Annotated in this window: 10 protein-coding genes; 5 read left to right on the plus strand and 5 right to left on the minus strand. The window is 62.2% G+C overall.

The annotated features are described in order from the left end of the window. Positions 1 to 4: 4 nt before the first annotated feature. From J2Z31_RS02760 to J2Z31_RS02780, 5 genes are all read right to left on the minus strand, one after another. Positions 5 to 823, minus strand: coding sequence for a carbohydrate ABC transporter permease (locus J2Z31_RS02760; protein WP_209600348.1), 819 nt, complete (start codon positions 821 to 823; stop codon positions 5 to 7). After that, positions 820 to 1719 (minus strand): carbohydrate ABC transporter permease, encoded by a 900-nt coding sequence (locus J2Z31_RS02765; protein ID WP_209600349.1) that lies wholly within the window; start codon positions 1717 to 1719, stop codon positions 820 to 822. Before J2Z31_RS02765 ends, J2Z31_RS02760 begins: the two co-directional genes overlap by 4 nt. A 73-nt stretch (positions 1720 to 1792) precedes the next feature. Continuing rightward, complete coding sequence (locus J2Z31_RS02770; RefSeq protein WP_209600350.1) at positions 1793 to 3067, minus strand: ABC transporter substrate-binding protein; 1275 nt, start codon at positions 3065 to 3067, stop codon at positions 1793 to 1795. A gap of 89 nt (positions 3068 to 3156) precedes the next feature. After that, positions 3157 to 4218 (minus strand): LacI family DNA-binding transcriptional regulator, encoded by a 1062-nt coding sequence (locus J2Z31_RS02775; protein ID WP_209600351.1) that lies wholly within the window; start codon positions 4216 to 4218, stop codon positions 3157 to 3159. Positions 4219 to 4287: 69 nt separating this feature from the next. Then, positions 4288 to 5223 (minus strand): AraC family transcriptional regulator, encoded by a 936-nt coding sequence (locus J2Z31_RS02780; protein ID WP_209600352.1) that lies wholly within the window; start codon positions 5221 to 5223, stop codon positions 4288 to 4290. Positions 5224 to 5421: 198 nt separating this feature from the next. On the opposite strand from J2Z31_RS02780, the gene melA reads away from it, so the two are divergent. From melA to J2Z31_RS02805, 5 genes are all read left to right on the plus strand, one after another. Next, on the plus strand, positions 5422 to 6894 hold the full coding sequence (gene melA, locus J2Z31_RS02785) for an alpha-glucosidase/alpha-galactosidase (RefSeq protein WP_209600353.1): 1473 nt from the start codon (positions 5422 to 5424) through the stop codon (positions 6892 to 6894). 330 nt (positions 6895 to 7224) lie between these two features. Continuing rightward, complete coding sequence (locus J2Z31_RS02790; RefSeq protein ID WP_209600354.1) at positions 7225 to 9306, plus strand: ABC transporter substrate-binding protein; 2082 nt, start codon at positions 7225 to 7227, stop codon at positions 9304 to 9306. Between the two features lie 118 nt (positions 9307 to 9424). Then, the gene (locus J2Z31_RS02795; protein ID WP_209600355.1) at positions 9425 to 10432 is read left to right on the plus strand and encodes an ABC transporter permease; all 1008 of its coding nucleotides are present in this window, start codon (positions 9425 to 9427) and stop codon (positions 10430 to 10432) included. Positions 10433 to 10434: 2 nt separating this feature from the next. Further along, positions 10435 to 11562, plus strand: coding sequence for an ABC transporter permease (locus J2Z31_RS02800; protein ID WP_209600356.1), 1128 nt, complete (start codon positions 10435 to 10437; stop codon positions 11560 to 11562). An 11-nt stretch (positions 11563 to 11573) separates the two neighbouring features. Next, entirely contained in the window at positions 11574 to 13244 is a 1671-nt protein-coding gene (locus tag J2Z31_RS02805) for an ABC transporter ATP-binding protein (RefSeq protein ID WP_209600357.1), read from the plus strand. Positions 13245 to 13248: the final 4 nt, after the last annotated feature.

The raw sequence follows: 13248 nt of genomic DNA on the forward strand, positions 1-13248 counted from the left end.
GTTCCTATTTGACTGAGCCCAGCATGCCCTGGACGAACTGGCGTTGCATGAAGAAGAAGACGGCGAGCGTCGGGAGCGTCGCAAGAATGGTGCCGACCATCACCACGCCGTAGTCGGGGTAATAGGCGGAGGCGAGCGACGAGATGACCAGCGTGATCGTCTTGGTCTCGTTCGACTGCAGGACGATCAGCGGCCAGAGATAGTTGTTCCAGGCGGTCATGAAGACGATGATGAAGGCCGCCGCATAGGTCGAGCGCATCACCGGCACATAGATATAAAGAAAGATCTGCCACTCCTTGAGGCCGTCGACCTTCGCCGCGTCGCGCAATTCGGACGGGAAAGCCTTGGTGCTCTGGCGGAAGTAGAAGACGATGAAGGCCGAGCCGATCGTCGGCAGCACCACGGCGATATGCGTATTGATGAGTCCCGCCTTGCCCATCATGATGAAGAGCGGGATCATCAACGCCGCAAACGGGATCATCAGCGTCAAGAGCATGGCGCGGTAGAGGCCGTCGCGCCGGCGCGAGCGGAACATCTCGAAGCCGTAACCCGCGAGCGAAGAGACGGCGAGGGTAAGCAGGGTCGCCAGGATCGCGATCTTCGCCGAATTCCAGAAGACGAGCGGCACATTCACCTGGGTGAAGAACTTGGCGACGTTGACTGCGAGTGTCTCGCCGGGCGCGAGCCTGCCCTTGATGATATCGATCGAGGAATTGGTCGCGCCGAGCACCATCCAGATAAAGGGGAAGACGGAGAGGAAGGCCATCAGCCCGACGAAGCCATAGGTCAGGACAGCCGATGCGGCGCGTGCGGGGTTTTTCATCGGTCGCGCTCCCTTGCCAGATAGAACTGCAGGACGGCAAGCAATGCGACGAGCACGACGATGACGTAGGAGACCGTCGCCGCATAGCCGAAATTCGGCATGAAGCGGAAGGTGAGATTGTAGATATAGAGCGAAAGCGTCAGCGTCGCGTTGGAAGGTCCGCCCTTGCCTTCGGTCAGGTTATAGACCTCGTCGAAGAGCTGCAGCGTGCCGATCGTCGAAATCACCGTCGTGAACAGGATGACCGGCTTCAGAAGCGGAATGGTGATGTGGGTGAAGCGGGCCCAGGCCGGCACGCCGTCGATGCGCGCCACCTCGTAGATCGACCTGTCGATGTTCTGCATCGCCGCAAGGTAGAAGATCATGTTGTAGCCGGTCCAACGCCAGGTGATCGCGATGATGACGAGGGTCTTCGCCCAGAAGGGGTGGGTGAGCCACGGGATGGGCGAGGCAATGAGGCCGATCGCCTGCAGCGTCGAATTGACGATGCCGTCGGGCGCGAACATCCCCTTGAACAGCACGGAATAGGCGACGAGCGAGGTGACGCAGGGCAAGAAGATCGCGGTGCGGAAGAGGCCCCGGCCGACGAGCCGCGGGTTGTTGAGGAGCGACGCCAGGACCAGCGCCAGCAGGATCATGATCGGCACCTGCACGACGAAATAGGTCATCGTGTTGGTCAGCGCCTTGATGAAGACCGGGTCGTTCCAGAGGCGGACGATGTTGGCGAAGCCGGCGAATTTCATCATCATCCCGCGGCCGGACTGGAAGGACATCCAGAGCGACCAGAGGATCGGATAGACCATGAACAGTGCGATCAGACCGAGGGCCGGCGCGACGAACAGCCAGCCATTGACATCATAATATCGGCCGATGCCGCCGCGGCGTGCGAGAACCATCGTCAACCTCAAGCAACAGGGACGGATGGCCGTGGCGGCAAACGCCACGGCACGTTTGATGGACAGCTTTTCGTTACTGGATCTGACCGCTGATTTCGGCGTCGATCGCTTTCAGCACCTCATCGACCGGCGTTCCCTGGGTGAGCGCCGGCAGCTGGGCCGTGACCGCGAGATCCGCCTCGTTGGTGAAGATGCCGTAATTCACCGCCGGCACCTTCGCCAGCCAGTCTGAGAAGTTCTGCCAGACCTTCTGGCCGCCGAAGAACCGGTCGGCGGCTTCGTAGGCTGCGCCGCCGCGGGCGGCAAGCAGCGACCCGACGGCGCCGCGCTCCTGCAGGATCGTCTGGTAGAAGTCGATGTCCTTGCCATAGATCTCGTTGAGGAAGTCGATCGCCTCGGCCTTTTCCTCTGAGCTTTCGAGCACGTACCAGCTCGAGCCGCCGAGATTGGAGGCATGGGTGGCGCCTTCGATGGAAAGCGCCGGGATCGGCGCCACGCCCCATTTGCCGGCCTGGTCGGGCTGCGCCTTGACGGTGCCGGTGATCCAGACACCGGTCACGACCGAGGCGACATCGCCGGAGGTGAAGGTGCCGACCCAGTCCGACCAGCCGTTCGCCGGCTTGTAGATATTGGCGGACATGATCTTGCCGACCGTTTCGAGTGCCGCCTTCAGTGCCGGATTGCCGGTGATGTTGGGCTTGCCCTCCTTGTCGAAATACCATTGGCCGGCCGACTGCATCATGATGCGGACGATGCCGGCGTCGTTCGGGTCGAGGCCCATCATCTTCTTGCCGGTCTTCGCCTCGACTTGCTGCCCAATCTCGATGAAGCGGTCCCAGGTGATGTTCTGCATGTCGTCCGGCTTGAAGCCGGCCTGCTCGAGATAGTCCTTGCGGTAGTAGAGACCGGTGACGCCGGAATCGAAGGGCATGCCATAGACCTGACCCTCGAGGGTCATCAACTCGACCTTGTAGGGAGCGAAGCCGGAATGATCGACGGTGCCGGAAAGTGGCGCGAAGGCGCCGGGAAAGGATTGGAGGTATTTCTGCGCGCCGTAGTCCTCGATGAGCACGATGTTCGGGAGCGCGTCGGCCGTACCGGAAGCGAGACCCGTCTGCAGCTTCTGTTCGACGTCGGTCTTGGCGAAATCGACGACGTTGAAAGTGACATCGGGATGCGCCTTCGTATAGCGGGCGCCGGCCTCCTTCATAATGGCGACGTTAAAATTCGGATCCCAGCACCAGATGGTGATTTCCTTGGCTTCCGCGGCGGTGACCGCCAAGAAGCTCGCACTCGCCAAGGCAAGGCCGGCGATCCGCGGCAGGTGGGTGCGCACCAGTTTGTCCATGCTTTCCTCCCAAAAGCTCGTTCCTTCAAGACGGTCCTCGCCGTCTCGGGATCGGAGTATTTCCCAAAATTTCGGGGGACGCAATATTTTCAGTAAATTTTTACTTCCTTGTCCGCGATTGAAAGCGGTTGTCCGTTTGGCTGAGGCGTGCTGCCGCGCCAGACGATCTCGGTTCCGAGGATCACCTTCTTGACGACTTCGCGCCCGGAAAGGCGCTCGAGCAGGAGGTCGACGGCGGTCTCGCCGATTAGTTCGGCGGGAATTTTCACGGTGGAAAGCGGCGGGGCCAGGAACTGCGCAACGGGGATGTCGTTGAAGCTTGCGACCGCCACGTCCTCGGGAACTTTGAGGCCCATCTCGTGAATCGCCCGGTAGGCGCCGAGCGCCAGGTTGTCGTTGCAGGTGATCAGGACCTTCGGTCGATCGGACTTCGACAGCATTGCCGTGGCAAGCCGGTAGCCGCTGTCGGGCGTCATCCTCTCGACCATGCACAGATCCGGACGGTAAAGTCCGGCCTTCGTCATCCAGTCGATGAATGCGCGGCAGCGGCGCTCCGAGTGGATATTGTCCGGTCCGTAAAAGGGATCGATCCAGCCGATGAAGCCCATGTCGCGGTAGCCCATGGCGTGCACGGCCTCCAGGAGGCGGATCATCGCCAGCCCGACATCGCTCAGCACGCTGTCATCCGCATCTCCGGCCGGTGCGTAATCGGCAAAGACCAGGTGGCGGCTGTGACGGCGCAGCCAGTCAAGCTCGTCCCCATAATAATGGCCGACGGCAACCACGCCCGAGGCGCCCTCCAGGATCGTCGCTTCCGGTGCGCTTCCGGTGAGGAACACCTTGACGACCTCGCTCTTCAAAGCCTGGCAGCGGCTTTCGATGCCAAGCCTGACGCCGACATAGTAGGGATCGGCGAGTTCCTGGGCCGGCTCCAGGAAATGCACAAGCGCGACCTTGAGCCCGGTGCCTGCGCCTTGAGCCGCGGCACGGCTGCGGTTGCGCGGGGTCGCATAATTCAGCGCCTCTGCGGTTTCGATGATCGCCTGGCGTTTTCTGGTCGAGATCGAAAGCGTCGGATCATAGTTGAGGACACGCGAGACGGTCGCCGACGAGACGCCGACTGCCGCTGCGATTTCCTTGATTGTCACCATTCCTGCGTTCCCGCCTGCAAGCTCGCCTGCATTGTCTTTTTCGTTTAGTAAAATTTTATTGCAGCTTTTTCAATCACAGGCCGCCGCCAAGGTGGTGACGGATTCACTCGGCCTGTGTCCGTTTGCGGCGACGCTTGCATACATGCCGGTCGTGCGGAACTCGGTCGGGCTCGCGCCGAAGACGCGGCGAAAGACCTTGGCGAAGTAGTTGGGATCTTCGAATCCCGACATGATCGCGACTTCCTTTACCGGCAGGTCCGCGGTTTTGGTCAGGAGCTTCACCGCCCGTTGCAGCCGCTTCTGCAGCACAAATTCCGCCGGAGGCATGCCTTCACTCGCGGCGAAGATGCGGGAGAAATGGGCGCGGCTCAGGCCCGAGACACCGGCCAGTTCCTCGACGGGCAAGGGTTTTTCCAGATTTGCAAGGATGTGGTCGATGACATGCTGCATGCGTCGATATTCCTCGCTGAGAACCGGATGCGAACCGAAGACGTCGTCATAAAGCGCCATCGCCGCCTCGTAAGCGATCGCCGAAGCGCGGCCCGGGGTCTCGCCGCCGCTGATCAGCCGCAGGCTGCAGTCGGCGAGATGCTCGATGGTTTCCGGCTGCAGCTTCAGGATTGGACCGGTGACGGCGAGAATGGCACGGTGAATGCGCAGCGCCTCCTCGCCGTTCATCGAGATCCAGAAGAATTCCCAGCGACCGTCTTCCTCGAGCCAATAGCGATGATTGTGGGGCACGAGGAGAAGCAACGTGTCGCCCGCCCGAATGCGATAGCTGCGGTTTTCGTAACGCAAGTTTCCGGCGCCGCCGATCGTGTGTTGCAGCACGGTAAATGGCGTCTGGCCGCGCTTTCGCCCGTCCCAGTCGTAACTTGAATCGGTCCTGATCTCGTAGCCCGTGCTCGTCGGCATGGTGTGCAGGCTCTGCCGTCCCCGGGGCAGCGAAACGGTCCGCATCACCGGTCCCCGATCGATCAATTGCTGCAGCACAGAATTACCCATGAAAGCACAATCCCTCTCTAGCGATGGGTCGGATTATACACATAATGGCCACAGATCGCGCAAGTCACTCGGCTAACCGGCGTCGGGAGCATGGTTTTTGGTGGCGGAGGTCCGCCGTCGGCGGTCGGATCAGTCAGATGAACTGATTTTACCCTTTTTGCGCGAAGATCGCAGTTCGCGAGGAGGAATTGAACAAAAATGGCCAGCTTCAAGATTGCCATCATCGGCGCCGGCAGCGTCGGATTCACCAAGAAGCTTTTCACCGATATCCTGTCCGTTCCGGAGCTCCGGGACGTTGAGTTCGCTCTGACGGATATCAGCGAGCACAATCTCGGCATGATCAAGACGATCCTCGACCGGATCGTCGAGGCGAACAGGCTGCCGACGCGCGTGACGGCGACCACCGACCGTCGCAAGGCTCTCGACGGCGCGCGCTACATCATCAGCTGCGTGCGGGTCGGCGGCCTTGAAGCCTATGCGGACGACATCCGCATCCCGCTGAAATACGGCGTTGACCAATGCGTCGGCGATACGATCTGCGCCGGCGGCATTCTTTATGGCCAGCGCAACATTCCGGTGATCCTCGATTTCTGCAAGGACATCCGCGAGGTCGCGGAACCCGGCGCCAAGTTCCTGAACTATGCCAACCCCATGGCGATGAACACCTGGGCGGCAATCGAATATGGCAAGGTCAATACCATCGGTCTCTGCCATGGCGTCCAGCACGGCGCCGCGCAGATCGCCGAGATCCTTGGCGCCAGGGATGGCGAGTTCGACTATGTCTGCTCCGGCATCAACCACCAGACCTGGTTCATCGACGTGCGCGTGAATGGCCGCAAGATTGGCAAGGACGAGCTCGTTGCAGCCTTCGAGGCCCATCCGGTTTTTTCGAAGCAGGAGAAGCTCCGGATCGACGTGTTGAAGCGCTTCGGCGTATACTCGACCGAAAGCAACGGTCATCTTTCCGAATACCTGCCCTGGTACCGCAAGCGTCCGGACGAGATCACCAGATGGATCGACATGTCGGACTGGATCCACGGCGAGACCGGGGGTTACCTGCGCTATTCGACCGAGACTCGAAACTGGTTCGAGACGGAATATCCGCGCTTCCTGGAGGAGGCCCGCAAGCCGCTCGACACGATCAAACGCTCGAACGAACATGCGAGTCACATCCTCGAGGCGCTGGAGACAGGGCGCGTCTATCGTGGCCATTTCAACGTGAAGAACAACGGCGTCATCACCAACCTGCCGGCGGACGCGATCATCGAATCGCCCGGCTTCGTCGACCGCTTCGGCATAAACATGGTCTCCGGCATCACCCTGCCGGAAGCCTGCGCCGCCACCTGCCTCTCGTCGGTCAATGTCCAGCGCATGTCGGTGCATGCGGCGATTAGCGGCGACATCGATCTCCTGAAGCTCGCCGTGCTGCACGACCCGCTGGTCGGCGCCATCTGCACGCCCGAGGAGGTCTGGCAGATGGTCGACGAGATGGTGGTCGCGCAAGCACAATGGCTGCCGCAATATGCGCATGCGGTCGAGGCGGCGAAGGAGCGGCTGAGCAACTCGACAGTCAGGACCCGCGAGTGGAAGGGTGCCGCGCGGCGCGACGTGCGCTCGATCGAGGAGATCCGCGCGGAAAAGGAAGCGGCAAAACTGCGTGCCGCCGGGTAGGTCGTCGTGCGGAGAGCGGCGATACCCCCTCTGGCCTGCCGGCCATCTCCCCCACAAGGGGGGAGAATTGATGCGGGCACCCGCTGCGCTCCATCGGAAGGTTGCGCTGCGCCTGCAGGAGCGTGTCAGTCGGAGTGACGGGCGAGCCGCTTGTTTTCTCCCCCCTTGTGGGGGAGATGGCCGGCAGGCCAGAGGGGGCGAACCGCCCGTGCGCGCATTGAAATCACGGCGCCAACGGCATCTGCGCGAGGAGACGCGGGGATGCCCGTGACGCAAGGAGGAGTGCCACCCGACCCGGTGTGGCGAATTGAGGAGGGAGAACCTGAGCCAATGAAAACGCATCGACTGAAAACAACGGCAAGCCTGCTGATCGGCATTTCCGCATTTGCCGTGCAGGCCTTCGCATCCGAACCGACCGTCGTGCCCGAGCAGCCGCCGGTGCCGGCGCAGGGCAAGATCACCTATGTGCCGCGCGACTCCATTCTCGAGTTCAAGGCACTTCCGGAATACAAGGAGCCGGAATGGGTCACTGAGAAATTCGTCAAGACCGGAAAGCTGCCGCCGGTCGCCGAGCGCCTGCCCCAGGAGCCGATGGTCTTCAAGACCGGCAACATGCCGGACGGCGCCGGCGTCTATGGCGACGTCATGCGGCATGTCATCGGCGGGCGGCCGGAAGGCTGGAACTACAGCGCCGGCCAGACGCAAGGGTGGGGCGGCATCGATATCGGCATGTTCGAATGCCTGACCCGCACCGCGCCGCTCTACCAGGTGGAGGCGTCGGACGTCGAGCCCTTGCCGAACCTCGCCAAGAGCTGGGAGTGGTCCGAGGACGGGCACAAGCTCACCATGCACCTGATCGAAGGCGCGAAATGGTCGGACGGCGACCCCTTCGACGCCGACGACGTGATGTTTTATTGGGACGACAACGTCGTCGACCCGAATGTCTCGCCGCTGAACGGGGCGACCCCCGAGACCTTCGGCGAGGGCACGACCCTGAAGAAGATCGACCAGTACACGGTCGAATGGACCTTCAAGGACGCCTTCCCGCGCCAGCATCTCTATGCCATGGCCTATGGCACCTTCTGCCCAGGCCCATCGCATATCCTGAAGACCAAGCACCCGAAATATGCCGGCACGACCTACGACCAGTACAAGAACGGCTTCCCGCCGGAATACATGAACCTTCCGGTGATGGGCGCCTGGGTGCCGGTCGCCTATCGGCCTGACGACATCATCGTGCTTCGCCGCAACCCCTATTACTGGAAGGTGGACGAAGCCGGCAACCAGCTGCCCTATCTGAACGAGGTCCACTACAAGCTCTCGACCTGGGCCGACCGCGACGTGCAGGCGATCGCCGGCTCGGGTGACTTCTCGAACCTCGAGCAGCCGGAGAACTTCGTCGAATCGCTGAAGCGTGCGGCCAATGAATCCGCCCCGGCGCGGCTCGCCTTCGGTCCGCGCGTCATCGGCTACAATCTACGCATGAACTACTCGGCCAATGGCTGGGGCGAGCCGGACGAACGTGGCCAGGCGGTCCGGGAGCTCAACCGCAATCTCGACTTCCGCAAGGCCGTCACCATGGCGGTCGATCGCAAGAAGCTCGGCGAGGCGCTGGTGAAGGGGCCCTTCACGGCGATCTATCCGGGCGGACTTTCCTCCGGCACGAGCTTCTACGACCGCAACTCGACCGTCTATTACCCCTATGACCTCGAAGGCGCCAAGGCGCTTCTGGAAAAGGTCGGACTGAAGGACACGGACGGCAATGGCTTCGTGAACTTCCCCGAAGGCACTGCCGGCGGGAGCGACGTGCAGATCGTGATGCTCGTCAATTCCGATTACGGCACCGACCGCAACCTCGCGGAAGGCCTGATCGGTCAGATGGAACAGCTCGGCCTCAAGGTGGTCCTGAACGCGGTCGACGGCACCAAGCGCGACGCGACGCAATATGCGGGCAAGTTCGACTGGCTCATCCGCCGCAATGACCAGGAGCTGACCTCCGTGGTGCAGAACACCACGCAGCTCGCTCCGACCGGTCCTCGTACGAGCTGGCATCATCGGGCGCCGGAAAGTGGCCAGGTCGATCTCCTGGCGCACGAGAAAGAGCTGGTCGACATCGTCAACAAGTTCATCGCCAGCCAAGATAATGATGAGCGGGCGGAACTCATGAAGCAGTTCCAGAAGATCTCGACAACCAATGTCGATACGGTGGGCCTCACCGAATATCCGGGCGCGCTGATCATCAACAAGCGCTTCTCGAACATTCCTCCGGGCGCGCCGATCTTCATGTTCAACTGGGCGGAAGACACGATCATCCGCGAACGGGTCTTCGTTCCGGCCGACAAGCAGGGCGACTACGAACTCTATGCCGAACAGCTTCCCGGCAAGCCCGGCGAGGCCGGCCCGATCAACTGAAACTGAACCGCGCCTCCCGGCCCCAGGCCGCTGAGCCGGGGGGCGACAGCCATTTCACTCCGCGGCGATGCCGGAAGTTCCGGCGTCGCTTTCGGAAAAACGACAAAAGGAAACGGCCATGTTCAGGTTTCTGCTTGTCCGCGTCACCTCTGCCATACCGGTGCTGCTCGTCCTCAGCGTGGTGACCTTCGCCATCATCCAGGCGCCGCCCGGAGACTATAGCGACTACATCCGCTCGCAGCTTATCAACCAGGGTGGCGCTTCCTTCGAGGAGGCGGATGCGCAGGCTCAGGCCTATCGCAAGGAGCACGGTCTCGATCAGCCGCTGCCGATCCAATACGTCAATTGGGTGACGGGCATCGTGACGCGTGGCGATTTCGGCCACAGCCTTTACTACAACAAGCCTGTTGCCGACGTCGTCGGCGAACGCTTGCCGCGCACGCTGGCGCTGGCGCTCGTCTGCCATATCCTCGCTTCCGTGATCGGCATCGCCTTCGGCGTGATCGCCGCAACCCGGCAATATTCCTGGATCGACAGCCTTCTATCGACCGTTTCCTTCCTCGGCATGACGGTGCCGCGCTTCCTGATGGCGCTGATCATCGTCTATATCCTCGTCTTCCACTTCAATGTGAGCGAGATCAACAGCTTCCATTCCGCCCGCTATGGCGGCGCACCCTGGTCCTTCGACAAGTTCGTCGACCTGGTGAAGCACGTCTGGCCGGTGGTGGCGATCGCGACTTTCGGCGGGCTCGCCTACAACATGCGCGTCATGCGCGGCAATCTTCTTGATACGCTGAACGCGCAATATGTCGAAACGGCCCGCGCCAAGGGCTTGAGCGAGGGTGCCGTCGTGATGCGGCACGCGGTGCCCAACGCGCTGCACCCGCTGATCATGTATCAGGGCGTCGTGCTTCCCTACATGCTGACCGGCGAGATCGAGACAGCGATCATCTTCGCGCTGCCGACCGTCGGCCCGGCGATCGTCGGCTCCATGTGGGTGGGCGACGTCTACGTCACCGCGACCTTCATGCTGGTCCTTTCGGCGACGCTGATCGTCGGCAATATCATCGCCGACATGCTGCTCGCCGCGCTCGATCCGCGTGTCCGCATGGGAGGAGGGGCCTGACCATGACCATCGAAGCCCATAGCACCGTTCCGGTGAAGCTGCAGCCGGAAGAAAAGCATCACCACGAGAGCTATTCCGCCCTCGTCTGGCGTCGGCTGAAACGCTCCTGGACCGGTCTGCTCGGCCTGATCCTCGTCAGCCTGCTGATCCTCGTGGCGATCTTTGCCGATTTCCTGTCACCCGTCGACCCGAAGGCGACAGGGGTCGCCTTCGCGCCGCCGCAGGCGATCAGTTTCAGCGACAAGGACGGCAATTTCGTCTTCCCGCCGAGGAGCTATCCGCTGCGGGAGGGGGAAGAACTGGACCCGATCACCTTCCAGCCGCTGATCGGCCCCGACTATGACAATCCGCAGATCCTCGGCTTCTTCGTCAAGGGCGCGCCCTACAGGCTCTTCGGACTGATCCCGGCCGAGCGCCATCTCTTCGGCGCCGTCGACGGCACGCCGGTGCATGTGCTCGGCACCGACAAATTCGGCCGCGACGTGCTCTCGCGCATCCTCTACGGTTCGCGCATCTCGCTGACGATCGCACTTGTCGTGGTCTCGATCGTCACCGTGGTCGGCACGACGGTCGGCATGGTGTCGGGGTATTTCGGCGGACGCTTCGACGCCTGGGTGCAGCGTTTCGTCGAGCTGGTGCTCGCCTTCCCGCAGCTGCCGCTCTACCTGGCGCTCGCCTCGCTGATCCCGGTCACGGCGCCGACCAACGTCTTCCTCGCCTTCGTGATCATCGTGATGTCGGCGCTCGGCTGGGCGCAGATGTCGCGGGAAGTCCGCGGCAAGACGCTGGCTCTCGCCCGCATCGACTATGTGCGCGCGGCGATCGCCATTGGCGCGACCGACCGGCGCATCATTTTCCAGCACATCTTCCCGAATGTGATGAGCCACGTGATCGTCGCGGTCACCCTGTCGATCCCGCAGGTGGTTCTGCTCGAATCCTTCCTCGGCTTCCTCGGTTTCGCGGTCAAGCCGCCGCTCATCTCCTGGGGACTGATGTTGCAGGATACCGCGAACTATTCGGCGATCGGCTCCTATCCCTGGATCCTTTCGCCCGTCGCCTTCGTGCTCGTCACCGTTTTTGCCTTCAATGCGCTGGGCGACGGCCTTCGCGACGCAATCGACCCCTATTGAGGAGCACGCCGATGGTAACAGTCGAAAGCATTGCCCCGGCACCCGAGGAACGGCGGGACCGTCATTTGAAGGACGCGCGGCCGATTATCGACGCCCGCAAGGTAGCGGTCTCATTCAAGGTGGAGCAGGGCACGGTCGAAGCGGTGAAGGACGTTTCCTTCCAGCTCTATCGCGGCGAGACGGTGGCGATCGTCGGCGAGTCGGGCTCGGGCAAGTCGGTGACGGCACGCACGGTGATGGGGCTCCTTACCAAGCGCGCCACGATCGCCTCGCATTCGCGCATCGAATATGACGGCAAGGACGTCTTGAAGTTCTCGAAGCGAGAACGCCGGGCATTGCGCGGCGACCGCATTTCGATGATCTTCCAGGAGCCGATGAGCTCGCTCAATCCGGTCTATACGATCGGCAGCCAGATTATCGAGGCGATCCGGGCGCATCGCCGGATGAGCCGCCGCGCGGCCGCGGAGCGGGCGCTGGAACTTTTGCGGCACGTCCAGATCCCCGACCCGGAGGCGCGGCTCAACCAATATCCGCATCAGCTTTCCGGCGGTCAGCGCCAGCGCGTGATGATCGCCATGGCGCTCGCCAATAATCCGGACGTGCTGATCGCCGACGAGCCGACGACGGCGCTCGACGTCACCGTGCAGGCGCAGATCCTCAACCTGATCCGGAAGCTGCAGCAGGAGCTCGGCATGGCGGTGATCCTGATCACCCACGACCTCACCGTCGTGCGGCAGTTCTCCGACTACGTCTATGTGATGCAGCTCGGCGAGGTGAAGGAGCACAACACGACGGAGGCGCTCTTCGCCAATCCGCAGCATGCCTATACGCGCCGACTGCTCGCCTCGGAGCCGTCCGGACGGGCCAACCCGCTGCCGGACAACGCGCCGATCGTGCTTGACGGCCGCAATGTCCGGGTCTCCTTCATGCTGAGGAAGGGCGGCTTCTTCAAGCCGGAGCTGAAGGAGCTCGTCGCGGTCGACAGCCTGAGCCTCAATCTTCGCCGGCACGAGACGCTCGGCCTCGTCGGCGAGTCCGGTTCCGGCAAGACCACCTTTGGCCAGGCGCTGATCCGGCTGATCAACAACGATGCCGGCGAGATCTACTTCGACGGCCAGCCGATCCATGACAAGGATCGCAAGGGCATGCGGCCGCTGCGCTCGAAAATCCAGATCGTCTTTCAGGATCCCTTCGCCTCGCTCAATCCGCGCATGTCGATCGGCCAGATCATCGAGGAAGGCTTGATCGTCAACGGCATCGGCGAGAACCGCAGGGACAGGCTGGCGCGCGTTGAGGACGCGCTCGCAAGCGCCGGCATGCCGGCCAATATCCTCTCGCGCTTCCCGCACGAGTTTTCCGGCGGCCAACGGCAGCGCATCGCGATCGCCCGCGCCATCGCGCTCGAGCCGGAGTTCATCCTGCTTGACGAGCCGACCTCGGCGCTCGATCTCTCGGTGCAGGCGCAGATCATCGAGCTTCTGCGCAAGCTCCAGGACGAGCGGGGCTTGAGCTACCTCTTCATCTCCCACGACCTGAAGGTCGTGCGCGCGCTCTGCCATCGCGTGGTGGTGATGCAGCACGGCAAGATCGTCGAAGAGGGGCCGGTGAACGAAATTCTTTCAAATCCCAAGACTGCCTACACGGAGCGGCTGGTCAGGGCCGCTTTCGAAGTGGCCGCGTGACTCC

Source organism: Sinorhizobium kostiense, assembly GCF_017874595.1.
Lineage (GTDB): Bacteria > Pseudomonadota > Alphaproteobacteria > Rhizobiales > Rhizobiaceae > Sinorhizobium > Sinorhizobium kostiense.